Source organism: Microbulbifer sp. S227A (genome assembly GCF_049800935.1).
Genome location: NZ_JBNAFZ010000006.1, coordinates 267813 through 293085 on the forward strand (window position 1 = coordinate 267813; position 25273 = coordinate 293085).

Genomic DNA, 25273 nt, shown 5'->3' on the forward strand with positions numbered 1-25273 from the left:
CGATATCGCGTCAACTTGGCACATGCGTTTGAGCGGTTGGATCGATCGGCAGATGGGGTAGGCCATGCGGCACTGGATCACCTGGATCGCGGCCACCTGCCTTGGGCTGGTGTTGGTGACGTGGCTGGTTCTGGATTCGTCCCTGCTCGCGGGGGTGCGCGGGAAACTGGTTGAGACCATGCTGGCCCGCAAGATCGGCGGCACCGTACAGATTGACGGTGGCGTCTGGATCGATCCCGGCGAGACATTGAATATCACTGCCGAAGGGCTAGTGGTGGCTGGCCCGTCGGGGGCCACGCCGCCTCTCGCCAGCGTGGACAGGATCGCCTTTGACCTGCCGTTCCGGGCGTTGATCGGGGGGAGCGTGGAACCGCGCGACATCAGGGTGAGCGGCGCGACTGTCACCTTGCCGGTGATTTCGGATGCGACTCAGCCGGGCAAGGGAGCCAACCGGGCTATCCGTGGCGCCCTGCGATTCCTGGCGGATCATGACATCTCGGTTTCCGACTCGGGCATTGCCTATCGCGATCCCGGCAACGGGCTCGATCTGGACCTGCGGCTGACGATGTTGCAGCTGGGGCAATCCGCGGATGGTGTCTCGGTTCAGGGCAAGGGGGCGCTGAACGGTCAGGACGTGACGCTGAGCGGCGGGTTTTCCGACACGGATCCGTTCACTCTGGAGGCTGATTTCGGCGAGGTTGACGTGAAACTTGCCGGCACACCGGGTCCGGATGGGATCGCCGGGGGCTATGCGGCAGAGCTCAGCGCGACGGTGTCCGATATCAACCGGCTCATGGCGATCCTGAAGCTCTCCGGAGACATCGACGGCGAGGGTACGATCAGGGTATCGGTCAGGAAATCGGGCGATGGCGGCACGGCCAGCGGCAATCTCGCCTTTGATCTGACCACCGGCGAGAGCCTTCGGGTCGATGCGGTTATCGGCGATCTGAGCCAGCCGCGAGACTCTACGATCAAGACTAGACTTAGGCTCTATCCCAAGGGAAAAGAGCCTGAACCGACCCGTATCAGGCGCGATCTCAAGCTGGTCGGGGTCGACATGGACCTGACCAGCCGACCCGGCCAAGAGCCGTTGCGCGCGATGGTGATCACCACCAACGGGTTCGTGCTCGACACCGGCGGGGTCGGGCCGCCGCCGATCTCGGTTTCCGAGATTTCCCGGACCCGTGATGGCAAGTTGCGGATTGGCAAGGCCGAGCTGAGGATCGGTCCGCCGGACAGCCCGCTGGTCATGCTTGAGGGGGTGATCGGCGATTTGCTGGCGTTGCAAGGGTTCGATTTCGACGGCAGGCTGGACTCTCCGGGCGGCAACCTGATCGCGCCGGAGCGGCTTCAGACCGACACTGCCCTGGGCCGGCTGTCGGGGGTGTTCAAGCTGGCTGGAGACACCAGGGTGCTCAGCCTGTCGGGGCTCGATCTTGAACTCAGGGATACATCGCTCTGGTCGCTGAAAACCACGGGCTCGGTCGAGAACATCCTCAAATTCGACACGGTCACTTTGGATATCGCGGCACGGATCGCGTCGGTGCCTGCGTTCCTGAAGGCACTGGACCTGGCTCCGGGCAACGAATTGTCGGCGGCACTGGACCTGACACTAAGCAGCCATGACACCGAATGGGGCTCATCGGCCAAGATTTCGATCGACCGGTCGGAACTGCGCGCGGACCTGTCATTGCAGGCGGATGCGCAGCATCCCACCGTGCGCGGCAAGATCAACAGCGACCTGATCCGCGTCAGCCACCTGCGTGACATCATCAACGCTTCCATCGAGTTGAGCCAGCTCGACCGGCCAGCGGCCCCGCAAAAGCACCCGGCTAGCGGCTCGGAAGGGCCATTGCGCGACGTGACATTGCAGCCGATCGGCCAGGCCATACTGCTTTCGGACATGGATGTGGACATCAAGATCGACCTCGACAAGATCGAGATGGCCAAAGGCCAGGGCAGCATTCACAGCGAGCTGGTCGTGGTGGATCACAAGGCAAAGCTCGGCCCGGTCAAGTTTTTTTATGGCGGTGGGCATTTCGATGTCAGCGCGGCAATGGACATGGCCAAGGCCCCGGGTGTCCTGGGCCTCAAGGGGTCGACCGGCGGCTGGGATTTCGCGCATGTCCTAGAGTTTCTCAAGTTCAAGAAACATGCCAGCGGCATTCTGGATGCAAGTTTCGATGTTTCCGGCGAGCACGCATCGGTGCGCCGCTATTTCAAGACCCTGTCCGGGTCGGGCATGGTCTCGATGCGCAATGGCAGCATCGATAGCCAACTGCTCGACCTTGCGGGGCTGGGCGTGATCCCGTGGCTGTTCGAGAAGGATCGCAAGAAGACCGCGGTGATCGTCTGTCTCAGGGCGCCGCTGAGCGCGTCAAACGGCCGTTTTGTGCTGAGGAACGGTGTCGTCGAAACGCCCCGCGTGCAGGTTGTCCTGAACGGTGATGTCAACCTGCGCGATGACCGGCTCGATCTTGATGGCCAGCCCAGGAGGATTGGCAAGCCGCTGTCCCGCAGCCCCTGGCCATTCAAGATCGAGGGACCGATCAAACATCCCAAGGTCAGGGTCGGGGATGGCCCCAGGCGGTTGCGGCGGTCGGATGGCGCGTCGCGGATGCCTGCGCGCCGCAAGACCTGTGTGCCGGATATCCTGCAATTGAAGTAACCGGCGGGCGACAGGGTCCGGGTTGGTGTGTTTGTGACGGGCAGCGCCCATATGGGCCTTGACCTTGCGGCGGGATCGGCATCCAAATCCCATGCGATGGGGGCGCCAATTCGGGCCGATTGAAGCAGGGACGATCCATGAACGGTCGAACGCGCCGCGCGATTTTCGGGAACAGCGTCGTGGTACTGGCCTCTGCGGGGCTGCTCGTGGTGCTGTCGCCATTCTGGGCGGCGATATTCTGGGCAATCGTGCTGGCAATCCTGTTCTGGCCCCTGCGCCAGCGGCTGACCCGGCGGTTGCCGGGCCGCAAGGCGACGATATCGGGTCTGATCATCCTGCTGATCGTGATCTTCATCCTGTTCCCCGCCTTCCTGCTTGCCGGTCTGATCGCCGATGGCGCGGCGGCGGTGGTGACTCAAATCCAGTCCGGCGCGTTCAAGCCGGCGGAGGTGCTCGAGACGCTGCCAGACCGGTTCCCGAAAGTGGCCAAGGTGCTGCCTCAACTCGGGCTCGACCTTGACATGATCAAGTCGATGGTCGGCGAAGGGTTCGTTTCGGCGGGGCAATACGCGGTATCGCATCTCGCTGGGATCGGCCAGAGCGCGTCGGCCTTTCTGTTCCATGTTTTTCTGGCGCTCTATGTCCTGTTTGCCCTGCTTCAGGATGGCGACCGGATATACAAGTCGTTCTACAACAGCTTTCCGGCCTCGGCACATAGCAAGCAGAAGTTCTTTGCCGCCTTTTCCGACATGGCCGTGGCGACGATCAAGGGCATGGTGTCGGTCGGGGTTGTGCAGGCCTTTCTGGGCGGGCTGATCTTCTGGATCCTGGGGGTGCCAAGCCCGGTGTTCTGGGGCGCGCTGATGGGGCTGCTGTCGGTGGTACCCCCGTTCGGCGCGGGATTTATCTGGGGGCCGGCGGGGATCATGATGATGCTGAGCGGCAACATTCAGGGCGGGCTGATCCTGCTCGCGTTTGGCGCGACGGTGATCAGCATGTCCGACAACGTGGTGCGCCCGATCGTCGTGGGCCGCGCCAGCAGCGTTCCGGGTTACATGGTGCTGGTGACGACGTTGGGCGGGCTGGCCATGTTCGGATTGACCGGGCTGGTGCTCGGGCCGGTCATTGCTTCACTGTTCCTGTCGGTGTGGCGGCTGTTCGACGAGGCCGAGCACGACCCCGAATTGTTGATGAGCGACGAGCCGCCAAAGGCGAACTGACCGCGCAACGCCAATCCTTGCCATGCGGAATCTGCAACGCGGCATTGCGAAAACGCGTTGCGTATTCGCTTGCGTGTTTGCCCAAAGCACCCCAAATGCCGCGGAACGGAGACGCCTGCACAACAAGCTCCGCCTTCACCCAACATCACCAAACGGATCATCGAGGCTATCATGTCTTACGCTACCCTTGCCCCCAGTGCCGAGGAACGCCGCTACGGCGTGGTCGGCCTGTTTCTGCGCGCGACTTTCGGTCGGGCCAACACCCGCGCGAATGCAGAGATCACCGCCGTTCCCGGCGCCCTTCCGGAGAACGAGCTGACCGATATCGGACACGCGCGCGGTATCCTCTCGGGCGCGAGCCAGCAGAGCACCCCGTTCCGCTGAGCCCAATCGTTTCGTCATCCTGTCGAAACCAAGGGAACCTGCGACCAATGCGGGTTCCCTTTTCTTGCTTTGTCGCCAACAGTTTCAGCGATTGCAGAAAATCCAGAGGGACATCAGGGTAAGGCCGCCAAAACAGTCACGCGGTATTTCGCGAGGCTTGTTCCGATCAATCCGCCCGGCAAAAGCCACCTGCTCGGATGACCGATAGCGCGCGTATGGGGTCAGCTCGGATTATCGGCGTTGCGTGGCCTTGTTGATGGCGTAAATGCCCCTCCTGGCGGCATTGCAAATCTCCGATGTGATGAGTGTGGAAGCCATCACAAGAGGAGAGAACATCCCTGTCCGAGGATGCCATCACCGGAATCGATCTGGCAAAGCGCATTTTCCAGCTTCATGCCGCACGCCCAAATATTGCATGTGACCCCGGCGTTGTTTCGGACGGGGCACGATGTCTGCCAGGGAAAGTCGGAACGGCTGGCACGACCCGACCAAATTTTTGAAGCGTTCCAGCCAATGGCTTGCGGTCTGCGTTCTTGAAGAGGGCTGGGCCTTCGTAATATTCGCCTGCCACCCGAGAATTGCCGATGTGACCGTGCGCGAGCAACTGAAGATGTGTGACCTCAGGTAAAGTATTTCATGGCACCTTGCTCAGGTCTGGGCGGGCCATTCAGACACCGGCAATCAACGCCCATTTTCCATCCGAAGGGCGGATTGGCAAATGCAGTTATTGTCTGAGCAGGTGGCGTAATTTCATCGGCGGTGCCGATGTGATCCGGGTGGCCATCGAGGTGTATGGTCGAGGTGGAGTTTGGCGACTTCAACCACGGACGACATGGAGACCCCGATGACCAAGACCAACATGGACCTTTCCGAGCTTCTTCAAAAGCAGGGCGGCGGCGATTTTCTGCGCGCCGTCGCCGAGGCCGTTCTACAGCTGATCATGGGGGCCGATCAGCGGACGATCTGGCGCAATGGGTATCGGGAACGCGCTTTCGATACCCGTTTGGGCACGCTGAACCTGAAGGTGCCGAAGCTGCGGCGGCGCAGCTACTTCCCCGGCTGTCTTGAGCCGCGCAAGACCTCGGAGAAGGCGCTTGTCGCGGTGATCCAGGAGGCCTGGATCGGCGGCGCCTCGACCCGCCGCGTAGACGAGCTGGTGCAGGCGATAGGTTTGCAGGGCATCTCGAAAAGCATGGTGTCGAAGCTCTGCAAGGACATCGATGAACGCGTTGGCGAGTTCTTGAACCGCGCTCTTTCCGGGGAATGGCCCTACGTCTGGCTCGACGCGACCTATCTGAAGGTGCGCCAGGGCGGCCGGATTGTCAGCGTCGCAGCCATAATCGCCGTCGCTGCCAATACCCCTCTCGGGACATCGCTGCGCGATGCCCTGCCGGGCAGTGGACGGGCGCCGGGAAATCATCGGCCTGGGCCTCGGTCCCTCCGAGGAGGTAACCTTCTGGATGGATTTCCCACGCGGTCTGAAAGCCCGCGGGCTGGATGGCCCAAGCTGGTCATCAGCGCGCGCATAGCGGCCTCAGGGCGCCATCGAGCGCGTCTTCGAGGCCACCTGGCAGCGCTGCGGTGTTCGCTGGATGCGGAATGCGCTGGCCCACGTCTCGCGCGGCCAGCACACCGTCGTTGCCGCCGCGATCCGCCGGGCCTTCGACCAGCCTGACCGCAAACATGCCGGCGAAACCTGGCGGCATGTCGTGGAACAGCACCGCACGAAGTTGCACTCGACCAACCGGATCGAGGGACTGAACATGGAAGTGAAGCGCCGCGCCGACGTGGTGGGCATCTTCCCGAACGAGGCCTCCATCACCCGTCTGATTGGCGCGGTGCTATTCGAGCAGAACGACGAATGGCAGACCGCCAGCCGCTACATGATGGTCGAGGCTTTCGCGGAAATCGGCGCAGAGGAGACCGATCCCATTCTCAGCATCACAACCCAGGCCGCCAGATCATGCGCGCAGGCCATCCGGGAAATAACACCACCTTGACGGACGTGACCCAAATGCACGCTGCACGAATGGTTCCGAAAGATCCCCCTGGTACTCAATCCGGCGGGTCTGGGGGCGCTGCCCCCGCCGCCCTGCGGGCGGCTCCCCCGGAGTATTTCTACAAAGATGAAGAGCGCAGGTCTGGGCTTCATCTTTGTCAAAATACTCAAATTCCAAATGTCTCGATACGCGAAGCGCTCAGCTGTTTTCGCGCAGGATGGCCTCAGCAGGACAAGGGGGCCACAAATCAGGATGCGTAAGCGCGGCTTGTGGCACATACCATGTGAGGGTAGATACGACGTTGATTTGCGCAAAGCCGTTACCTCTTGACTGAGCCGCCATATGGGAATGTGATGGGTGCCGCTGCAAGCGTCGCAGTAAGCCACTTCCGGTTTGGCATCAGGGGCCGAACCGAACCAGAGGATCAGGGATGAATATCGATCATCGTCGCCCAGAGATCGGTCATTGCCCTGTGTTCGGGAGGAGCAACGCCGATGATGTGTCTAGACGAATGGGACGAGACCATTCTAACCAATTGCGGCCGCTTTCACACCGAACCCAGACGCGGGGCGCATAAGCAGATCGGTAATTTCGTCAAGCGCGCCCGTCTGGGTGTGGATATTGCCGAAATCGATTGTACCATCGAACATATCCAGCGGTCTCGTCTGGGCATTCGCCGCGACGACCGGGAATACATGTTCCTGTTGTACCAGAAGACCGGTGAAACCGCCGTGTTGCATAATCAGCGCGAAGAGGTCCTGAAGTCCGGCGAATGCCTGCTGCTGGACTCGACCAAGACCGCGACCATGGGGTTCAGCGGTCAGCATGCCAGCTTTTTCTCGGTGCATCTGCCGCGTGGCCTGTTCCTGGACGAACGGGGGTTCTTTCCGGCGGCGGGGCGCAAGATCGGCGGGGGACATGCCCTGCATGGCAGCCTGAACACGGTCCTGTTTTCGGATGATGCGCAGGGAGAGGGCGATTTTTCCGCCGATTACCTGTTTGATTTCATCCGGATGATCTTCGGCACCGAGAGCGGCACCGTCGAAGCCTCGCGGTTTCGAAATCGCGATGACCTGTTTCGGTATGTGCAGGACCGGATTGATCGCAAGCTGACCGATGCCAGCTTTACCATCGACTGCCTTGCGCGGGATGTCGGCCGTTCGCGGCGGCAGTTGCAGCGGGATTTCTGCGACAACGGCACGAGCTTTACGCGGCAGGTTCAGCAGCGCCGCCTGATGTTCGTGCGTTCGCGGCTCGAACGGAACGTGCGGCTGGGCATGCGGACGCCGATCTCGGAAATCGCCTTTCAATCCGGGTTCAACGACCTGTCGCATTTCAACCGGCTGTTTCGGAAGCATCACGGATTGTCGCCGCGCGAATTCTGTTCGCAGATGGCGGCCACCGGCGCGGCCGCTGAAACGCAACATTAATTTTGGCGCGATCCACAGAATGGATGGCGCGCGAAACCAAGAATTGCGGCGGCTGTTGTGATTAGGTGCCGCTCGTTGCGGTGCAGGGAGAGGTGACCCCTAGGGGCCGATGAATCGCGGGGCATGCCCCGGTTTGTCACCGACGGGCTTGCCAGGGCGGCAACCAGGCAGGTCGCAACCCCCGGGGTTCCGGCCCCGCCAGATCGTGAGGAGAAAGCAATTGAATACTGTGGAGCATGACCGGTCGGCACCGGTCGATGGATTGTCGCATGTGGTCGGGGCGATCCACCCGGAGCTGAAGGATGTGACCATCCCCCAATTGTTCCGCGAGACACGCGCCGCGTATGGCGATCGCGAGGCATTGGTGTTTTCCGAAACCGGCCTGCGCCTGACCTATCGGGAATTCGACGAGAGAATCGATCAATGCGCCGCGGGCCTGCTCGCGCTTGGCCTGCAAAAGGGCGACCGGGTGGGGATTTGGTCGCCGAACCGCTTTGAATGGGTTCTGACCCAGTTCGCCACCGCGCGCATCGGCGCGATCCTGGTCAATATCAACCCGGCCTACCGGTTGTCCGAACTCGAGCACGCGCTGCACAAGGTGGGGTGCAAGGCGCTGATCGCGGCGCCGGTGTTCAAGAGTTCGAACTATGTGGACATGCTGCGCGAATTGCTGCCGGAACTGGCGACGGCCAAGCCCGGTGAACTGCATGCCGCCAAGCTCCCCGAGTTGCGCCATGTCATCGTGATGCACAGCGAGCCGGGGCCGGGCATGATGTCTTTTGACGCGATCGCGACGCTTGGCGGTGCCGGGGAACGCGCAGAGCTTGACACCATCGACGCCACGCTGACACCGCAGGACCCGATCAATATCCAGTTCACCTCGGGTACGACCGGTTTGCCCAAGGGCGCGACGTTGTCGCATTTCAACATCGTCAACAACGCCCGGTTCGTGACCGATCGTATCGATATGACCGATAGCGACACGCTGGTGATCCCGGTGCCGTTGTATCACTGTTTCGGCATGGTCATGGGGGTTCTGGGCGCGGTCAGCAAGGGCGCGCGGATCGTGTTCCCCGGCGAGGCATTCGACCCGGTTCAGACCTTGGACGCCACCGAAGCGGAACGCGCGACCGCGCTCTATGGGGTGCCGACCATGTTCGTGGCGATGTTGCAGGATCTGGCCAACCGCCCGCGCGACCTGACGAGCCTGCGCACTGGCATCATGGCGGGCGCACCCTGTCCGATCGAGGTGATGAACCGGGTTGGCAGCGAGATGCACATGTCCGAGGTCACGATCTGTTATGGCATGACCGAAACCTCGCCGGTGTCATTCCAGAGCTTTACCAACGATCCGGTCGACAAGCGGTGTGAAACCGTGGGGCGCATTCATCCGCATCTTGAGGTCAAGCTGATCGACGAAGCGGGCGAAACCGTTCCGGTTGGCCAGCGGGGCGAGATCTGTACCAGGGGTTACTCCGTGATGACCGGCTATTGGGGCGACGAGACCGCCACCAGCAAGAGCATCCGCGATGGCTGGATGCTGACCGGTGATCTGGGCGTGTTCGACGAGCTTGGCTTTTGTTCGATCGTCGGGCGGGTCAAGGACATGATCATCCGGGGCGGCGAGAATATCTTTCCGCGCGAGATCGAGGAATTCCTGATCCGGCATCCCGAGGTCAGCGAAGCCCAGGTTTTTGGCGTGCCCGACGAAAAACTTGGCGAGGTCGTCTGTGCCTGGATCATCGGAAAACCGGGGTGCACGCTCGCCGCCGAGGATGTGCAGGAATTCTGCAAGGGGCAGATCGCCCACTACAAGGTGCCCATGCATGTACGGATGGTTACGGAACTGCCCATGACGATCACCGGCAAGCCGCAGAAATTCGTCATGTCCGAACGCATGCAGGCCATGCTCGCGCAAGAGGCCGACTGACGTCCGGGCCGTGCCGGAATTATCGATGCCGGGCGGGGGCTGGCGTGGTTCTGGCCCCTTGCAACCGATAATTTTGTTGATCGGCCGATGATCGCTTCGTAGCATCAGGCCTGTATCGTTTGGTGCCGGACTCGCTTGAACTTTCTGCGGAAAAGGAAAGCTGCATTGAAAACAAAGGATAAATTTGGCGCAATTGTCCCGGATTTTGGCGCGCAAGGCCAAGACCCGTTTCCATCCTTGTGGTGTCGTTTGGGGCAACGAAGCCGGAACAGGACGACGGGGAAGGACACCGATGGCTCTGACGGGACTGCCTCAGACATGACGACATGTATGCCCATTCCGCACGGGTGCGCCGCTGTCGCCTGGTATCCTGTTCCCGACAGCCGGTCAACTCATCGGCGGCCATTGGGTCCGCTCATTCTTGCCGCCCCCGTCAGACGGCAGGCCACGACATGACACGCAATACTCATTCACAACATACCAGCAGGTTGCCCATGAAAAACAACGCTATATCCGCCCTTTCGCTCTTGGCTGTCCTTGGTGGGCCGGCCATCGCGCAGGAAGTCGACCTGGAGCCGGAAACGCTCGTTGTCGAAGAACGCATCTCGGAAGGTGAGCATGTCTATGTCATGGACATGGGCATTTCCGGGCCCAGTTCCATCATGGTGCTGAATGCCGACGACCTGTCGCTGGAGGGCAATATCGGTGCCGGCAACTTTAGCCAGATGCTGATGAGCCCGGACAAGTCCAGTGTCTATACCTCGTCGGTCTTCATGAGCCGCTATACCTATGGCGATGTCGAGGCGGTTGTCACCGAATGGGATTCACAGGCGCTGACCGCCAAGCGCGAGATCATCGTCTCCAACAAGCTGGCCCAGACCCTGAGCCAGCGCGGCGTGCTCAACCTGTCATCCGATGGCGGATATCTCGTGGTTCAGAACGCGACGCCCGCCACCTCGGTCAGCATCGTCGACCTGGCCGCGAACAAGGAGTTGGCCGAGATCCCGACACCGGGCTGCTGGACCGCCTACCCGGCGATGGACGGCATGGCATTCTCGACCCTGTGTGGCGACGGAACCGTGGTCAAATACAGCTATGCCGCGGATGGCAGCTTTGGCGATCCGGCGCGGTCGGACAAGATCTTTGACCCCGATGCCAACCCGGTCTTTGCCAATGCGGTACGCGTCGGCGGCAATCTTGTCTACGTGTCCTATGCCGGGGCTCTGCTGGTGGTTGACGACAGCGGTGACACGCCGACGCTGGTCAAGACCATCGAGTTTGCCGAAGAGGGCTGGGCACCGTCGGGATATAACCTGATGGGGTATCACGACGCGTCGCAGACCCTGTTCATCACCATGCATTCGAACCCGTTTGATGGTTCGCACAAGCTGCCCGCCGAGGAAATCTGGGCGATCAACATGCAGAGCGAAGCGGTCACCGGACGGTCCGAGGCCCATGGCGAAGGCAACATCACCGTCAGCGGTGGCGATGTTCCGGCGGTGATCGGTGTCGACCACCTGGGTGGGGTGCATCGGTACGAGGTGACGCTTGGCGATACGGTGAGCCTGACGCAGGCGGTGCAGCGCGATGGCGTCGCGTTCTTTGCCACCATCCTCTCGACCGACTACTGAGATGCAGGCGATTGCCCCTCTTGCATCGGTGACGATCACCACTTTCCTGGTGATCGTGATCATGCGGGCCGCCTGGCACAAGCTTGAACGGTTTCTTGAAACCGTGGGTTTTGCGCAGGGCTACGGGGTGGTTTCCGAGCAGTGGACGGCCCCCATCGTGCGCGTGTTGACGGCGGTCGAGATCGGCACCGTGCTTGCCCTGTTGCTGCCGGGAACCCGGATGCCGGGTGCGGTGGTGGCGGGCCTGTTGTTCACCGGCTATGGCCTGCTGATGGCCACCGCACTGATGCGCGGGCGCAGCGAGATTGATTGCGGTTGCGGTGGCGCTCCGCAGATCGTGTCGGGATACACGCTGTTGCGGAACGCGATACTTGCCGCGCTGGCGTTGATCGTGGCGGTGCTGCCCGCCCAGGCCATCGGGGCGGTCGATGCCGCTGCCGCCATTGCCGCGGCCCTAGTTCTTGCCGCGATTTACGCGGTTGTCGAAAAACTCGCCTCGCACCTGCCCAATATTCGCGCAGGAGAAAGTTGACATGACTCTGCTTATCTTTTCCAACCTGTTGCTTTGGATCATCGTGATCGTTCAGATCGGGGTCATCTTTGCCCTTGCCCGCCAGGTCGGCATCCTGTTCGAGCGGGTGTCTCCGGTCGGCGCGATGATCTCGGACAGCGGTCCGGGGCTGGGCGACAAGGTGGCGCAAATGGCGTTGCCGAACCTGAATGGCGAGGGGCTGACCCTTGCGGGCAAAACGGGCCGCGCCCAGCTGGTGTTCTTTCTCTCGACCAGCTGTCCGATCTGCAAGGCGCTGTTGCCGGCGCTGAAATCGATCCAGTCGGACGAGGCCGCCTGGCTGGACGTGATCCTGGCATCGGATGGCCGCGAAACCCTGCACCGCCGCCTGATCGAGGCCGAAGGGCTTGAGGGGTTCCCCTATGTCCTGTCCTCGGAGCTCGGGATGAGTTTCCGGGTCTCCAAACTCCCCTTTGCCGTGCTGATCGACAAGGATGGCAAGGTCGATGCCAAGGGTCTCGTGAACAGCCGCGAACAGCTGGAAAGCCTGTTTACCGCGTCCGAGACCGGAATACCCTCATATCAAGCCGCCGTTGCCGGCATGACTTCGTAACTCTTCGTTCCATCAAGAAGGAAACCGCCCATGACCCGTATCATCGACAAACTCCTCGACCGTCTCGACAAGAGCGTCGAGAGCAATATCCGCACATCGGCACGCCAGCACGGGCGCCGGTCGTTCCTGGCGCGCACGGGATCGGCGCTGTTCGGGGCCGCCGTTCTTTCGCCGGTGCTGCCCTTTGACCGCCGCGTCCACGCATCCGAAGGTGGCGGCGCAGAGGACCCGTGCAGCTACTGGCGTCACTGTGCAATCGACGGCTTTCTGTGTGACCAGTCCGGCGGCTCTCTGACCACCTGCCCACCGGGGTCATCGGTATCGGCGGTGTCCTGGGTCGGCACCTGCAACAACCCGGATGACGGCAAGGAATACCTGATCAGCTATAACGATTGCTGCGGCAAGCCGTTCATCCCCACCGCGACCTTCTGCAACAACAACAAGGGCGAGCGCCCGGGCTATCGCATGAGCCTGTATAACGACGTGAACTGGTGCACGGCCAATACCGACAAGGGCTATCACTGTACCGTTTCGGTCGTGGTGGGAACCGCGGAATGATGCGACCGGTTGTTCTTGGTGCCGTGGCCGCGCTGAGCAGTGTTGGCCTGTCACAGCAGGTGCTTGCGGATGGTGCGCAATTGTTCGAGGACAATTGCGCCATCTGCCACAACGCGGGCGGCACCGGCACGCCGGGGCTTGCTCCGGCGCTGGACCGGCCCGAATTCTGGCAGGCGCTTGGCGATGACGCGGGGGCCTATGTCAGCACCGTTGTGACCAAGGGGTTCAACATGCCGATCACCGTGCGCGGCGAGCGGTACGCCGGGATGCCGATGATCCCGGTTACGGGGGTGTCGGATGATGATCTCGCCTTGATCTCAACCTGGGTGCTTGCGGAGCTGGGCGGGCTTGACCAGACGGTATCGGCGGACGACATCGCCACGGCGCGCGGCGGCGCATTGAGCAACGCGGATCTCAAGGCGCTGCGCCCCGAGTCCGAGTGAGGCCAGAATGAAGAGCGTTCTTGTTGCCCTGACGGCCCTGTTGATCGGTGGATTTCCCGATGTTCCGTTGGCCGGTGCCGAGGCACTGTCGCCGCGCGCGAACTATCTATTGCATTGCTCCGGGTGCCATCGTCAGGATGGGGCGGGGGCAATAGAAGGCGGTATCCCGCCGTTTCAGGATTCGGTCGGCCATATTGCCGGGATCGAAACCGGGCGCACCTATATCATGCATGTTCCCGGCGTGATCTCGACAAACATGTCCGACGCCGATGTGGCCGGGGTTCTGAACTATATCCTCGACCGATGGGGCGGGGGCGGCGCGGAATTCTCGGCCGAAGAGGTCACGCATCGACGCGCCCTGCCGGTGGCGGATGTGGTGGTCTATCGTCGCCAGGTGGTGGACGAACTGAAGGAAACCGGGATCGAAATCGCCGACTATCCCTGGCCCTGATCGCGCCGCCCGTGCCTCGCTTGCAGGTGGGGGAACGCACCCACGAAGGTGGCCCATGACGGTTCTCGCGATCCTGATAGCGCTGGTGTTCGCGGCAACCTTTGCCGCGGGCCGCGTGGGGGCCGGATATTATTGGGATTTCGGCAATGCGCTCGGGTTTCTGGCGCTGGCCGGCCTGCTGTTCCAGATGTTGCCCTGCCGCAGATCGGGAACCGCGCGCCGGCACGAAACACTTGGCTATTGGGTGCTTGGCATGGCCATCGCCCACGCGCTGTGGTTTCTGGCGGGTGATGCGACGGTGCGGGTCTATCTGCAACCGGGCGCCCCCCTGTACATGTGGGCGGGGTTGATCGGAATACTGGCGCTGGCGGCGTTGTGCGGCATCGCGCGGATGCCCGACCGGATGCGGGTTCACAGGCGATATGGCAGCTTTCGCATGACCCATCGGGGCCTTGGGTTTGCAGTTGTGATTGCCGCCTTGCTGCATGTGATGCTCAGCGGGTTTTACCTTGCGACCTGGCCGCAATGGGCGGCGCTGGTGCTGATCGCGCTCTGCGCCTGCTTTGGCCGACGCTATTGGGCCCGGTTGCCGGGTCCGCCCTCCGCGTCCAGCATGGTTTACCTTATATGCGGTGGCGTTGCGGTGTTGTTCTTTGTCCTGCTCCGGAACGGCGGGGCATGAAAGGGATCCTGGCCATTCTGCTATTGATCGGTACGGCGCTTGTCGTTCTTGGGCCGCCCTTTGCGCCGGTGTCGGCAAATCGGGTGCAGTTGTTTGAAGATGGTGAACCGATCCTGCCCATGACCTTTGCCCATAACGATCATTTCGGCGTCGCCTGTGCGACCTGCCATCATGAGTTTGTCGATGGAACCACCGGTCTGCCCTGCATCGCCTGTCATTCAACGGACCGCACGGTGGCGCATCTGTTTGAACATCAGTTCCACACGCTGTGCCGATCCTGCCACATGCGCGAGCAGGCCGCCGGCAAGGCCAGCGGTCCCACCCGGCGTTGCATCGATTGCCACCTGCCCGACAGCGCGTTTTGATCAGCCGGGGCGCCGGTAGCTCCAATGAATACACCCGGCCGGACATGTCTGTCTTGCCGGGTGCGCGAGTGGTGGGGCGTTGCGATTGCTCAGTTGATCCAGCCGTTCACGATATCCATGTTCTCGGCAACCCAGTCTTCGGCGACGTCACGGGGATCGAGCTTGTCCCGGCCGATCCGGAGAATCCATTGGTTGACCACATCGGGATCGAGCTGAATCTGGCTGAGGAACTTGGCCGCCGCCGGGTTGCGGGTTTCGAGAGATTTGGAATAGGCCACATAGATTTCGGCATCGCGGCTGGCGCAGGCAAAGCTTGAGGCTTCCAGCCAGTCTTCGGCGTCCAGATCGACCTTTTCACATCCTTCGGTGCGCGCCGGTTCCGCGATCGGAGACAAATCATAGGCCGCGTGGACCCATTCCGGGGTCCAGTAATAGAACAGGATCGGCTGTTCGCGCTGTACCGCGGTCTTGAGCTGGGCCTTGAAGGTCGCGTCGGGCAGGTTCTCGGCCTCCCACAGGTCGGACAGGCCATAGCTCTTGAACTTGACCTCCCACATGCGGGTCGATTTCCAACCCACGTCACCGGCCCAGTATTCGCCCTTGCCGTTGCCATCCTTGTCGAACATTGCCGCAATCTCGGGATCGGCCAGGTCTTCGATCGAGCTCACCCGGTCTGCCATGAAGGCCGGAACATAGAGCTTTTGCGTGCCTGCATAGGGAGAGTTATGGCCGACGGTCTTGGCACCATCGACGAATTCGTCCCAGATCGCCTGACGGTTGGGCATCCACAGATCGGTATAGACATCGGCGGAACCGTCGCCCTTGTCCATGCCCGCGGCGATGACCGAGCCATCCGAAAGGCCCGACACGATGACCGCTTCGGATTCAAGCGGTCCGTTGATGATGGCCTCGATCACATGGCCGATGGCGGATGTCCCGGTCCAGGTCAGATCGCCGATGGTAACGGTGGCATCGTCCTGCGCCAGCGCGCCGCCTGCCGTCAGGGCGGTCAGGGCCGCGCCAGTGAGTAGGTTCCTGATCATTTCAAGTGTCTCCTGTTGGTTGGTCGGACGGGCACAACCTGTGCCGTCCCGGTTTTATTGTTCGCGGTTGGGGTTGGTTTTCTGCACGACGCGATCGATCATCATGGCAAGCAGGGCGATGCCCAGACCGGCGAGGATCCCGCGCCCGGTTTCGGTGTTTTCCAGCGCCTCGGCGACGATGTAACCCATGCCGCCCGCGCCGATCAGCGCCGCGATGACCACCATCGACAGGCTCATCATCACCACCTGGTTGACCCCGGCCATGATCGAGGGAAGCGCCAGCGGCAACTCGACCTTGGTCAGCAGCTGGCGTGGGTTGGCACCAAAGGCGAGCGCGGCCTCCTTGGTATTTTCCGGAACCTGACGGATGCCCAACGCGGTCAGTCGTACCATCGGGGGCATGGCAAAGATCACGGTCGCGAGGATCCCCGGCGGCTTGCCGATGGAAAAGAACGCAATTGCCGGGAGCAGGTAGACGAATGAGGGAATCGTCTGCATCACGTCAAGGATCGGGGTCACGATGCTCTGTCCGCGCGCCGATTTGCCGACGAGAATCCCCAGCGGCAGACCCAGCACGACACAGATGATCGAGGCCGCCACCACCAGCGACATGGTGTCCATCGCGGTCTGCCAGAACCCGAAGATCGCGAGATAGAACAACGATGCCCCGACAAATATCGCGGTGCGTGTGCCGGCCATCTTCCATGACAGAAAGAGCAGCACCCCCATCGTGATCGGCCAAGGGGTGCCGACAAAGACCGAGGTGATCGCCCCCAGCATCCCGCGCAGGAACTGGGTGATGCCGTCAAAGAGGAAACCGTAGAACACCGTGAGATAGGCAACGCCGGTGTCGATCTTTTCGGACACGAAGGTCAGCAGGTTGACCGGCGGTGCTTCCGGCGAGGGCGGGGTGGCAAGCATGATGCGGTTGCCGTCCTCGTCGCGGGGGAAAGTGATCTCGTCAGGGCGGTCGATCCAGACCAGCGTCGGGAATTCACCGATGAACGAGCAATCGAACCGAGCCTTGAAGCCAACCTCTTCACCGCTGGCGATGGCGCGATCCTGTCGCAGGCAGGCGCGCTCGTCTGGCGCGAATTGTGTCGTGCGATAGAGCAGCAGGGGCACGATCAACACGAAGACGAGGGCGCAGATCACCAGGCGCTGAACCGATACGCCGCTGTTGACGCTGCGGTCGACGCGCCACTTGCTGTACTGGTTGGCATAGAACCGGTCCGCGAGCCACGCAAACAGCAACCGCCCCAGAACAAAGGTCACGATGGCCGCAACGAGGTGGGTCGATGTCCAGCCTTCGTACCGCGCAACCAGGAAATCCTTGTCGGCATTGGCGATGGCGGCGTTGGAATACTTCCAGACCAGCGCCAGGTTGACCGCCGCGATCAGGTCGATCACGAAGGCGATCGAGAACAGCAGCCAATTGCCCCGCAGCGCCGCCCAGACAAAACTGCCCAGCAGCGCGGCGGTGTTGATATGGGCCCGGCCCAGCGTGGATTTCTGGATTTTCAGAAAGGTGTCGGCGTAGTAATCGCCATTGGGGCCGGCGAATTCGACAAAGGGTTTGCTCAGATCCGTGTCGGTGTTCATGGTTTCAGACCTCGCCCTTGATGCCGTGCAGCAATGCGTCCTTGGTGACGATGCCAACGGGGTTTCCATCGCTCATGATGATGATCGGATGCTCCTGGTCGACCGCGCGGGTGACAAGGACATCCAGATTGTCTTCGGGATCGGCGGTGGGACATTCGGCAAGCGGCGGCAGCGTCACCCCGTCGCGCGTGTAGGATTCGATCGGCTTCATCACCGTGTGCGCGTAGATCAGTTTCAGTTTCGAGATCCCGGCGACAAAATCGGCAACATAATCGTCCGCCGGGTTGGTCACGATGTCTTCGGGTGTGCCGATCTGCACGATTTCGCCGTCTTTCATGATGGCGATGCGGTTCCCCATCCGGATCGCTTCGTCGAGGTCATGGGTGATGAACAGCGTAGTTTTCTTCATGGTGCGGGCGAGTTCGAGGAATTCGTCCTGCAAACCCCGCCGGATCAGCGGATCAAGCGCCGAGAACGGTTCATCCATCAACAGGATGTCCGGGTCCGCCGCCATGGCGCGGGCCAGGCCGACGCGCTGCTGCATGCCGCCGGACAGGTCGGCGGGCAAACGGTCGCCATAGCCTTGCAGGCTGACCAGTTCGATTACCCGGTCGGCCATCTTGGCGCGGGTAAAGGCATCGACATTGCGCAATTCCAGGGCAAAGGCGATGTTGTCGCGCACCGTGCGATGCGGCAGCAGGGCCATGTTCTGGAACACCATCCCGATCTTTTGCGCGCGCACCTGCCGCAGGTCTTCGGGGCCAAGCTTGCCCACGTCGACCCCGTTGATCAGGATCTCGCCGCTGGTCGGTTCGATCAACCGGTTGACGTGGCGCACGAGGGTCGACTTGCCCGACCCCGACAGGCCCATGATGCAGAACACCTCGCCTTCGCCGACCGAGATCGACACGTCGCGCACGCCGACTACGGCCTGAAACCGTTCGAGCACCTCGGCCTTGGACAGGTTTTCTTCTCGCACCGCCTGCATGGCCTCTTCGGCACGGGCGCCAAAGATTTTCCAGACGTTCCTGGCGACGACTACTGCATCTGAGCTTGGTTCGTTCATGCGCGGGCCTTTGTGCGTTTGGGATCAAGGAAGGGAAGCGCAACAACCGTGCAGGGCAGGCGCTTCATGTGGCCGTCAAGTTTGCCGATTTCGAGTTTGCCACCGATCTCGGAATTCTCAACTGCGATGCGGGCCATCGCGATGGCATGCCCAAGCTGCGGCGAGTGGCAGGCGCTGGTGACGATGCCGACCTGTTCGCGGCCGACAAAGATACCGTCACCGTGATGCGGAACCTGGTCGCCGGACAGGTGCAGGCCGACCAGAACGCGGCGCGGCGCGGCGGCGTTGCGTTCAAGCGCGGGTTTGCCGATGAAATTCTCTTTGTTGAAATCCACCGCGAACCCGAGACCGGCCTCGAGCGCATCGCAATCGGGGCCAAACTCGGCCCCGGCGATCATCAGCCCGGCCTCGATCCGCACCATATCGAGCGCCGTACCACCCATCGGGACCAGCCCGTGCGGCGCGCCAGCCTCGATCAGCGCGTCCCAGATGTCCAGCGCGTGGTCACGATCACAGAAGATCTCATAGCCAAGCTCACCGGTAAATCCCGAGCGGCACAGCATGAACATCGGCCCGTCGCGATCATGCAGCCGGGCAATGGTAAAGCCGAACCATTTCACGTTTTCCAGCGCCGGGTGGCCGGGTTGGGTAAACACGAGCCGGCGCAGGATATCGCGCGATTTCGGCCCCTGCAGCGCGAGGTTGACCATGCGGTGGCCAAGGGACAGAACACGCACGTTCAGCCCCAGCCGCTCCGCCTGTTCGCGCAGGTGTTCGGCCGAGTTGTCCGATCCGCAACACCAGCGAAAGGCGGCGGCCTCCAGCCGGAACAGGGTACCGTCATCCAGCACGTTGCCACGCGCGTCGCACATCAGCGCATAGATGCCGCGATACTGGGCCAGCTTGCCAACATTCCGCGTCAGGCAATGTTGCAACAGCGCCTCGGCGTCCGGGCCGACCACGTCGTATTTGCGCAGGCCGGACATGTCTTGCAGCGTGGCGGCGTTCTTGCAGGCCCAATATTCGCCGATTGCACCGGTGGCGTCATACTCGGAGGCCACCCATAGGTCGCGGGCGTGGTGAAACCGGCTGGTCAGCGCAGAGGTACGCGGGTGAAAAGCCGAATGGCGGGTCAATCTGCCGGCTTCATCCGGCTGGGCACGCCAGGAAACGGAATGGGTAATCGGGGTGTCCTCTTGATAGATGCGAACATGAATGTCCGTGGGGTTCCAGCCGTTGATCGGGTCGACGTCATCGGGGCAGGCGGTGGAAACGCAGACCAGATCGTTCAGGGCCTGCATGACCACGTGATCGCCGGGGCGCGACCATGCCTCGTCCCCGGCCAGATGGTGCTGTTGCCAGTCGATCCACGAGTTGAAGAAAAAGTTGATCGCGGGCCAGGCGCGGCGTGATGCGATGCCATAGGGGGCAAAGGCCGCGGTGATATTGTCGGAACAGTTCAGATGGCCGGGAAAGCCCCGGTCTTCGTAGCCGCGCGCGGTGCAGGCGAGTGCAAACGTGTCGTGCCGCCCCACCGTGTCGCGGCGAACGGCCAGCAGGGGATGAATGTCCTGGTCATAGAACTTGTCGCCCAGTCCGGGCTGCGGATAGGCGCTGCGGGTCATGGTGCGCGATACGGTCGAGTCGATATAGCGCTCGATGCCCGCATCCAGCGCCGAGGACCGCATTGCCATGAAGTCGGAACATTGCTGTCCCTCGACATCGATGATCTGGACGAATTCGCCCTTTTTCAACTCATAGGCCTGCGCGGTGCCGCGCGAGACGCGCCATTCATCGCGCACCTTGCCCAGCGGTTCGGGCAGGATGACCGCGCTGTCGCTCCCGGCGGGGGGCTTGACGGTGACGGACATGGTGCCGCCGCCGCCCCGGGTCAAATAGCCATCCGTGACCGGGACGATCACGAACAGATCGCAATCGGTGCTTACCTTGGCGATATAGGTGTCGCCGGGGGCGGTTTCCCGGTCAAAGATCCGCAACGCGCGGGCATCCTCAAGCCGGGAATCGCGCGCGCCGGCCATCGCCGTCATCTGGCGGTGGTCGAACCTTGTGGAGTCGAGCCGGTCGCCCACCGCGTCAGGCAGGCCGAGCGCAGACAGGTCGAAAACACCGGCGGTCGCGGTGCGCGCCGTCATCCAGGCATCACAGCCACCATCCATGCTTGTCACCGATACCACGCTGCCGGCGCGGACGCGGATGTGCCCGGCCTCGCCGCATCCGACATGCAGTTTGAGGTGATCGGCCTGTCCGATTCCGCGATAGCGGGTCCGTGGGAGGGTCGTTGGGTCATTGACGGTCAGCACGGTCGTCTCTCCGATGCAAGTCACGTGGTCCGAAGCGCCATGTCAGCGCCGAAGTAACCGGTTACATTGTTGCTCGCAGAGCCGGTCGGGAGGATCGATTCTGTCAAGAAACTGTGATTGTAACCGGTTACAATGAAGCACTTGCTCCTAGCATCCGTCAAGAATAATAGTGATGGAACCCCATGCGGAGACAGGGATGGCCAAAAAATTCGGCAGCATTCGGGACGTGGCGCGGGCGACCGGGTTGTCCACCGCGACGATCTCGCGGGTGATGAACGGCGCACGCAATGTCAGCCCCGAAACCCGCGACCGGGTGCTCGAGGCTTGCCGGCGCATGGATTACGTGCCCAACCCGGCGGCGCGGGCGCTGTCCACCAACAAGTCGCGCACCATCGCGGCGATCATTCCGAATATCGATAACTCGGTCTTTTCCAAGTACATAGCCGGGATCGAAGAGGCGCTGGACAAGCGGAACTATTCGCTGGTTCTGGCGGTTTGTCACGGTGATCCGGAACAGGAATTCCTCGCCGCGCGCAAGCTGTTGGGGATGGGGGCCGAGGCGTTTATCCTCAGCGGCGCGGTCCATTTGCAGGAGCTCACACAGACCCTGACGCGGCGGCAGGTTCCTTATGTGTTCACGTCGATCTGGGACGCGGAAAGCCCCACGCCGACCATCGGCTATGACAATTTCGGGATCGCCAGGAACTCGGTACGTTACCTTGCCGATCGGGGTCATCGGCGGTTGGGAGTGATTCACGGACCGCTGGCAGAGAGCGACCGGACCGCGGCAAGACGGGCGGGGGCTCTGTCGGCGGCGGATGATTCGCTGTCGTTGGATTGCGTCGAAACCGACCTGTCGGTGGAAGGCGGCAAACGCGCCATGGTCGACATCCTGTCACGGGATCCGGGGGTGACGGCGGTGTTGTGCATGTCGGACGTGCTGGCGCTCGGGGTCTATTTCGGGCTTTTCGAAGCCGGCCTGCGCGTGCCCGACGATGTTTCGGTCATGGGGTTCGACAATCTCGACTGGGCCAAAGATGCCGCGCCGCCGCTGACCACCAATGACCTGCCTGCCGGGTCGATGGGCCGCGAGGTTGCCAACCAGTTCGTCGATCACCTGGAAGACGGGGCGGCCCTGGAATCGCGTTTGCTCCCCAGTCGGATTGTCGAGCGCGCGTCGGTGCGCGCGCTCTGACGCGTGCAGGTTACTGGAACGTCATCGGCATCAAGGTGCGGGGCAACCAGAGCGCGATCTCGGGGAAAATCATGATCAGCAGCAGGATCAGCAGCATCGGTGCCAGGATGATGCAAACGTCCCGCATGACGCTGACCACGTTCATCCCGCCGATCGCCGCCGAAATCAACAGGCATAATCCGTAGGGTGGCGTCACCAGGCCGAAGGCAAGCGAAATGATCCCGATGATGGCAAAGGCGATGGGATGAATATCCGCTGCCGTCGCCACCGGGAGCAGCACGGTGCCAAGGATGATGATGGTGGGGATCGCGTCGATGAAAAGCCCGAAGAACAGGAACAGCGCCGCGATGACCAGGGCGGTCCCGACCATGCCGAACTCATGCGCGGTCAGGGTTTCGACGATCAGGCGCGGCACGTTGTAAAAGGCGAGCATCCAGCCAAAGGCCGATGCGGTGCCAATGGCAAAGAGCGAGATCGAGGCAAAACGCCCGGTGTCATAAAAGATGCGGCCGAGATCGCGGATGGTGACGGTGCGATAGACGAACACGCCGAGGATCAGGGCATAACCGGCGGCGATGATGGCGCTTTCGGTGGGGGTGACGATGCCGCCCACGATGCCGCCGATCACCAGGATCGGTGTCAGCATGGCCAGCGCGGCACCTTTGAACACCTCCCAGAACTCGGCAAAGGTGGGTTTCAAGGCGATCGGATAGTCATAGACCTTGGCATAGCCGAACACCGTCGCCATCAGCGCAAAACCGATGAGCAGCCCCGGAATCGCCCCGGCCAGAAACAGAGCGCCGACCGAGATCTGCATGACGCCACCCCAGACAACCATCAGGATGCTGGGCGGGATGATGACCCCCATGACCGAGGAACAGGCCGTGATCGCGATGGCAAACCGCGTATCGTAACCTTCCTTGATCATCGCGGGGATCAGGATCTTGCCGCAGCCCGCGGCATCGGCGGTGGAAGAGCCGGAAATCCCGGCGAACAGCATCGACACCGCGACATTCACATGACCCAGCCCGCCGGGCATCCACCCGGTCAGCACGCGCGCCAGGTTGATAAGTTTGGTCGTGATCTTGCCCGAGTTCATCAGGTTGGCAGCCAAAAGAAAGAACGGCACCGCCAACAGGATGAAGGAGTTGTAGGACTGGAACATCCGGTCAAGGATGATGAAGGGGGTGAGCCTGAGATCGAGGATGACAATCGGGATCGTAGCAATCCCCAGTGCAAAGGCGACCGGAACACGGATCAGGATCAGCGCAAGGAAACCGCCGACAAGGATGGCGCAGGCGACGCCGGTTGAAACGATCATGACGCCGTCCTCTTGCTGTTCTTGTAGGTGGCAAAGGCCTCGTACAGGCGATAGGCGCTGAAGCTTGCCCAGACGATGCCGGCGATTGGTACGGTGATATATGTCCACAGCAGGTTGACCCGCATCATGACCGAACTCTGGATCGAGCCGACCTTGGCATATTCAATGCCGTACCACGCGAACAGCATCGCAAAGATGGTGATGAACACATAGACCACACAGGTCTGGATCAGGGTGCCGAGCGGGCTCTTGGCGTCGGGTGTGATGACCACGTCGAAATGCGTGCCATCCCAGATGGCCACCATCGAACCGATCATGACAACCCAGACGAAAATGAACGTGGCCAGTTCCTCGGTCCAGAGAAATGTCGGGATGATCCCGGTATAGCGTGAGATGACCTGCATCCCCACCGGGACGGCGAGCAACGCCATGAGGCAGCCGAGAAGAACGCGAAGCCCGTTGCAGAATGTATCGAGAAGCTGACCGACCATGGTGAAATCGCCCTGTGATTGCGGGGCTTGCCCCAAAAAGAGTGAAAGAGCGCCCCGCGCGGGGGGCGCTCGCCGGGGCGTGGCTTACATGCCGCGCACAGTGCCGAGCAGGTCGGTGGCTTCGATGTCGGCGGCAAAGGCGTCCTGAACCGGGACAACCATTTCCAGCAGCTTTTCGCGGCCGTCGAACTCCTGCACCTGCACCTGGCCCGCATCGACCATTTCCTGGAGCTTTTGTGCGTCTTCGCGGGATTCCAGTTCGCGGCCATAGGCACCGGCTTCTGCGCCGGCTTTCAGAACGGCGGCTTGCAGGTCTTCGGGCAGTTTGCGATAGGTTTTGCCGCTCATCACGATGGGGCGCACGGTGATCGTGTGCTTGGTCAACGTGACATGCGGGGCAACTTCGTAGAACTTGAGGTTCTGGATGCTGGCCGCCTCGTTCTCAAAACCCGCGATCACCCCGGACTGGATGGCGTTGTAAACCTCGTTATAGGCGATGGCCGAAGGGGCCGCGTTCAGCGCGGAAAAGATCTGTGCCTGAATCGGAGCGCCCATGACCCGCATCTTGTGGCCGGTCAGCTCGTCCATGTTGCCGATCGGCTCGCTTGACACCAGGTTGCGCACACCGCCGCCGGTATAGCCGATGACCATGATGTCGGCATTCTCGGCAAGCTGTTCCTCCAGCGGCGCGAAGGCATCGCTCGACAGCACGGTGTTCCAGTGGTCGAGATCACGGAACAGGAACGGCATGTCCATCAGCGGAATGGCGGGCGCGAATTTGGCCATGTTCGAGGGTGCAATGATGGTATAATCGATGGCGACGCCCTGCTGCAGGAAGTTGACATAGTCCTTTTCAACGCCCAGTTCGCCGTTCAGCCGCAGGTCGAATTCGACGTCGCCATCGTAATATTCATCGACCAGTTCCGCGAATTTCACCATTGTCTTGGTAAAGGCGTGGGCATCGTCAAACATGCTCGCGCCCCGCAGGGTCACGTCTTGTGCGTATCCCGCCGTCAGCGAAGTCGCACAGATTCCCGCGGCCAGCGCCAGGGTTCTGGTCAGGCGCGTTGCCTGTTTCGTCGTCACTTCAAGAAACGTCATATCGGTCCTCCCATTTGTCATTTTCGGCGTTCAGCAACCGCGCGGAACGTCCAGATTCTGAGCAAATCTGGAGCGAGATAAGCGGGCGAAAGGCGATCCGTCAAGAAAAATGTAGACTAGTATGTTACTTTGTGATGTGCGACGATGCGATACGGCCCGGCATGGTCAGGCCAGTGTCAGGGCCGGTATCAGAGCCTGAGTCAGGGGCGGTGCCGGCGGGTTTGACGCGCCGGGCAAAGCGTTGAAG

The 25273-nt window shown here is 61.7% G+C and carries 21 protein-coding genes and 1 pseudogene; 15 read left to right on the forward strand and 7 right to left on the reverse strand.

The genetic code is table 11. The features are described from left to right. The first annotated feature begins 64 nt into the window (after positions 1 to 64). The 14 genes and pseudogenes from ACP15R_RS16145 to ACP15R_RS16210 all read left to right on the forward strand — a co-directional run bounded on the left by ACP15R_RS16145 (position 65) and on the right by ACP15R_RS16210 (position 14886). Positions 65 to 2668 carry an AsmA-like C-terminal region-containing protein gene (locus ACP15R_RS16145; protein ID WP_424987493.1) on the forward strand — a complete coding sequence of 868 codons (2604 nt, stop codon included), beginning with the start codon at positions 65 to 67 and terminating at the stop codon, positions 2666 to 2668. Positions 2669 to 2805: 137 nt separating this feature from the next. Then, on the forward strand, positions 2806 to 3888 hold the full coding sequence (locus ACP15R_RS16150) for an AI-2E family transporter (protein ID WP_424987494.1): 1083 nt from the start codon (positions 2806 to 2808) through the stop codon (positions 3886 to 3888). A 171-nt stretch (positions 3889 to 4059) separates the two neighbouring features. After that, positions 4060 to 4272 carry a hypothetical protein gene (locus tag ACP15R_RS16155; RefSeq protein WP_424987495.1) on the forward strand — a complete coding sequence of 71 codons (213 nt, stop codon included), beginning with the start codon at positions 4060 to 4062 and terminating at the stop codon, positions 4270 to 4272. An 844-nt stretch (positions 4273 to 5116) separates the two neighbouring features. Beyond that, positions 5117 to 6272 (forward strand): annotated as a pseudogene (locus ACP15R_RS16160) (IS256 family transposase). Between the two features lie 494 nt (positions 6273 to 6766). After that, entirely contained in the window at positions 6767 to 7702 is a 936-nt protein-coding gene (locus tag ACP15R_RS16165; protein WP_424987497.1) for a helix-turn-helix domain-containing protein, read from the forward strand. A 229-nt stretch (positions 7703 to 7931) separates the two neighbouring features. Continuing rightward, positions 7932 to 9632 (forward strand): AMP-binding protein, encoded by a 1701-nt coding sequence (locus ACP15R_RS16170; protein ID WP_424987562.1) that lies wholly within the window; start codon positions 7932 to 7934, stop codon positions 9630 to 9632. Positions 9633 to 10126: 494 nt separating this feature from the next. Then, on the forward strand, positions 10127 to 11263 hold the full coding sequence (locus ACP15R_RS16175; protein ID WP_424987498.1) for an amine dehydrogenase large subunit: 1137 nt from the start codon (positions 10127 to 10129) through the stop codon (positions 11261 to 11263). A gap of 1 nt (position 11264) precedes the next feature. Continuing rightward, complete coding sequence (locus ACP15R_RS16180) at positions 11265 to 11795, forward strand: MauE/DoxX family redox-associated membrane protein (protein WP_424987499.1); 531 nt, start codon at positions 11265 to 11267, stop codon at positions 11793 to 11795. A 1-nt stretch (position 11796) separates the two neighbouring features. After that, the gene (locus ACP15R_RS16185) at positions 11797 to 12387 is read left to right on the forward strand and encodes a redoxin domain-containing protein (protein WP_424987500.1); all 591 of its coding nucleotides are present in this window, start codon (positions 11797 to 11799) and stop codon (positions 12385 to 12387) included. A 30-nt stretch (positions 12388 to 12417) separates the two neighbouring features. Continuing rightward, on the forward strand, positions 12418 to 12945 hold the full coding sequence (locus tag ACP15R_RS16190; RefSeq protein WP_424987501.1) for a methylamine dehydrogenase light chain: 528 nt from the start codon (positions 12418 to 12420) through the stop codon (positions 12943 to 12945). Then, on the forward strand, positions 12942 to 13388 hold the full coding sequence (locus ACP15R_RS16195) for a c-type cytochrome (RefSeq protein WP_424987503.1): 447 nt from the start codon (positions 12942 to 12944) through the stop codon (positions 13386 to 13388). The genes ACP15R_RS16190 and ACP15R_RS16195 overlap by 4 nt, the downstream gene beginning before the upstream one ends. 7 nt (positions 13389 to 13395) lie before the next feature. After that, on the forward strand, positions 13396 to 13839 hold the full coding sequence (locus ACP15R_RS16200; RefSeq protein ID WP_424987504.1) for a c-type cytochrome: 444 nt from the start codon (positions 13396 to 13398) through the stop codon (positions 13837 to 13839). 55 nt (positions 13840 to 13894) lie between these two features. Next, the gene (locus ACP15R_RS16205; protein WP_424987505.1) at positions 13895 to 14521 is read left to right on the forward strand and encodes a ferric reductase-like transmembrane domain-containing protein; all 627 of its coding nucleotides are present in this window, start codon (positions 13895 to 13897) and stop codon (positions 14519 to 14521) included. After that, complete coding sequence (locus ACP15R_RS16210; RefSeq protein WP_424987506.1) at positions 14518 to 14886, forward strand: cytochrome c3 family protein; 369 nt, start codon at positions 14518 to 14520, stop codon at positions 14884 to 14886. Before ACP15R_RS16205 ends, ACP15R_RS16210 begins: the two co-directional genes overlap by 4 nt. Positions 14887 to 14975: 89 nt before the next feature. Here ACP15R_RS16210 and ACP15R_RS16215 read toward each other — a convergent pair whose 3' ends face one another. The 4 genes from ACP15R_RS16215 to ACP15R_RS16230 are packed head-to-tail and all read right to left on the reverse strand — an operon-like array spanning position 14976 to position 20918. Beyond that, the gene (locus ACP15R_RS16215; RefSeq protein WP_424987507.1) at positions 14976 to 15929 is read right to left on the reverse strand and encodes a glycine betaine ABC transporter substrate-binding protein; all 954 of its coding nucleotides are present in this window, start codon (positions 15927 to 15929) and stop codon (positions 14976 to 14978) included. A 54-nt stretch (positions 15930 to 15983) separates the two neighbouring features. After that, positions 15984 to 17531, reverse strand: coding sequence for an ABC transporter permease (locus ACP15R_RS16220; protein ID WP_424987508.1), 1548 nt, complete (start codon positions 17529 to 17531; stop codon positions 15984 to 15986). A 4-nt stretch (positions 17532 to 17535) separates the two neighbouring features. After that, on the reverse strand, positions 17536 to 18597 hold the full coding sequence (locus ACP15R_RS16225; protein ID WP_424987509.1) for a quaternary amine ABC transporter ATP-binding protein: 1062 nt from the start codon (positions 18595 to 18597) through the stop codon (positions 17536 to 17538). Then, positions 18594 to 20918 (reverse strand): DUF1989 domain-containing protein, encoded by a 2325-nt coding sequence (locus ACP15R_RS16230; protein WP_424987510.1) that lies wholly within the window; start codon positions 20916 to 20918, stop codon positions 18594 to 18596. Before ACP15R_RS16230 ends, ACP15R_RS16225 begins: the two co-directional genes overlap by 4 nt. A gap of 196 nt (positions 20919 to 21114) precedes the next feature. On the opposite strand from ACP15R_RS16230, the gene ACP15R_RS16235 reads away from it, so the two are divergent. Then, positions 21115 to 22113: a LacI family DNA-binding transcriptional regulator gene (locus tag ACP15R_RS16235; RefSeq protein WP_424987511.1), complete on the forward strand. Its 999-nt coding sequence runs from the start codon at positions 21115 to 21117 to the stop codon at positions 22111 to 22113. 10 nt (positions 22114 to 22123) lie between these two features. On the opposite strand, the gene ACP15R_RS16240 is transcribed toward ACP15R_RS16235, so the two are convergent. The 3 genes from ACP15R_RS16240 to ACP15R_RS16250 all read right to left on the reverse strand — a co-directional run bounded on the left by ACP15R_RS16240 (position 22124) and on the right by ACP15R_RS16250 (position 25026). Next, positions 22124 to 23434, reverse strand: a complete 1311-nt coding sequence (locus tag ACP15R_RS16240; protein WP_424987512.1) for a TRAP transporter large permease — start codon at positions 23432 to 23434, stop codon at positions 22124 to 22126. Beyond that, positions 23431 to 23925: a TRAP transporter small permease gene (locus tag ACP15R_RS16245; RefSeq protein ID WP_424987513.1), complete on the reverse strand. Its 495-nt coding sequence runs from the start codon at positions 23923 to 23925 to the stop codon at positions 23431 to 23433. The genes ACP15R_RS16240 and ACP15R_RS16245 overlap by 4 nt, the downstream gene beginning before the upstream one ends. 84 nt (positions 23926 to 24009) lie before the next feature. Further along, complete coding sequence (locus ACP15R_RS16250; RefSeq protein ID WP_424987514.1) at positions 24010 to 25026, reverse strand: TRAP transporter substrate-binding protein; 1017 nt, start codon at positions 25024 to 25026, stop codon at positions 24010 to 24012. Between the last annotated feature and the right edge of the window lie 247 nt (positions 25027 to 25273).

Bases quoted from the DNA above. Each gene is read 5' to 3' on its own strand.
- ACP15R_RS16145 (WP_424987493.1), top strand. From the start codon at position 65: ATGCGGCACTGGATCACCTGGATCGCGGCCACCTGCCTTGGGCTGGTG.
- ACP15R_RS16150 (WP_424987494.1), top strand. From the start codon at position 2,806: ATGAACGGTCGAACGCGCCGCGCGATTTTCGGGAACAGCGTCGTGGTA.
- ACP15R_RS16155 (WP_424987495.1), top strand. From the start codon at position 4,060: ATGTCTTACGCTACCCTTGCCCCCAGTGCCGAGGAACGCCGCTACGGC.
- ACP15R_RS16165 (WP_424987497.1), top strand. From the start codon at position 6,767: ATGATGTGTCTAGACGAATGGGACGAGACCATTCTAACCAATTGCGGC.
- ACP15R_RS16175 (WP_424987498.1), top strand. From the start codon at position 10,127: ATGAAAAACAACGCTATATCCGCCCTTTCGCTCTTGGCTGTCCTTGGT.
- ACP15R_RS16180 (WP_424987499.1), top strand. From the start codon at position 11,265: ATGCAGGCGATTGCCCCTCTTGCATCGGTGACGATCACCACTTTCCTG.
- ACP15R_RS16185 (WP_424987500.1), top strand. From the start codon at position 11,797: ATGACTCTGCTTATCTTTTCCAACCTGTTGCTTTGGATCATCGTGATC.
- ACP15R_RS16190 (WP_424987501.1), top strand. From the start codon at position 12,418: ATGACCCGTATCATCGACAAACTCCTCGACCGTCTCGACAAGAGCGTC.
- ACP15R_RS16195 (WP_424987503.1), top strand. From the start codon at position 12,942: ATGATGCGACCGGTTGTTCTTGGTGCCGTGGCCGCGCTGAGCAGTGTT.
- ACP15R_RS16200 (WP_424987504.1), top strand. From the start codon at position 13,396: ATGAAGAGCGTTCTTGTTGCCCTGACGGCCCTGTTGATCGGTGGATTT.
- ACP15R_RS16205 (WP_424987505.1), top strand. From the start codon at position 13,895: ATGACGGTTCTCGCGATCCTGATAGCGCTGGTGTTCGCGGCAACCTTT.
- ACP15R_RS16210 (WP_424987506.1), top strand. From the start codon at position 14,518: ATGAAAGGGATCCTGGCCATTCTGCTATTGATCGGTACGGCGCTTGTC.
- ACP15R_RS16215 (WP_424987507.1), bottom strand. From the start codon at position 15,929: ATGATCAGGAACCTACTCACTGGCGCGGCCCTGACCGCCCTGACGGCA.
- ACP15R_RS16220 (WP_424987508.1), bottom strand. From the start codon at position 17,531: ATGAACACCGACACGGATCTGAGCAAACCCTTTGTCGAATTCGCCGGC.
- ACP15R_RS16225 (WP_424987509.1), bottom strand. From the start codon at position 18,597: ATGAACGAACCAAGCTCAGATGCAGTAGTCGTCGCCAGGAACGTCTGG.
- ACP15R_RS16235 (WP_424987511.1), top strand. From the start codon at position 21,115: ATGGCCAAAAAATTCGGCAGCATTCGGGACGTGGCGCGGGCGACCGGG.
- ACP15R_RS16240 (WP_424987512.1), bottom strand. From the start codon at position 23,434: ATGATCGTTTCAACCGGCGTCGCCTGCGCCATCCTTGTCGGCGGTTTC.
- ACP15R_RS16245 (WP_424987513.1), bottom strand. From the start codon at position 23,925: ATGGTCGGTCAGCTTCTCGATACATTCTGCAACGGGCTTCGCGTTCTT.
- ACP15R_RS16250 (WP_424987514.1), bottom strand. From the start codon at position 25,026: ATGACGTTTCTTGAAGTGACGACGAAACAGGCAACGCGCCTGACCAGA.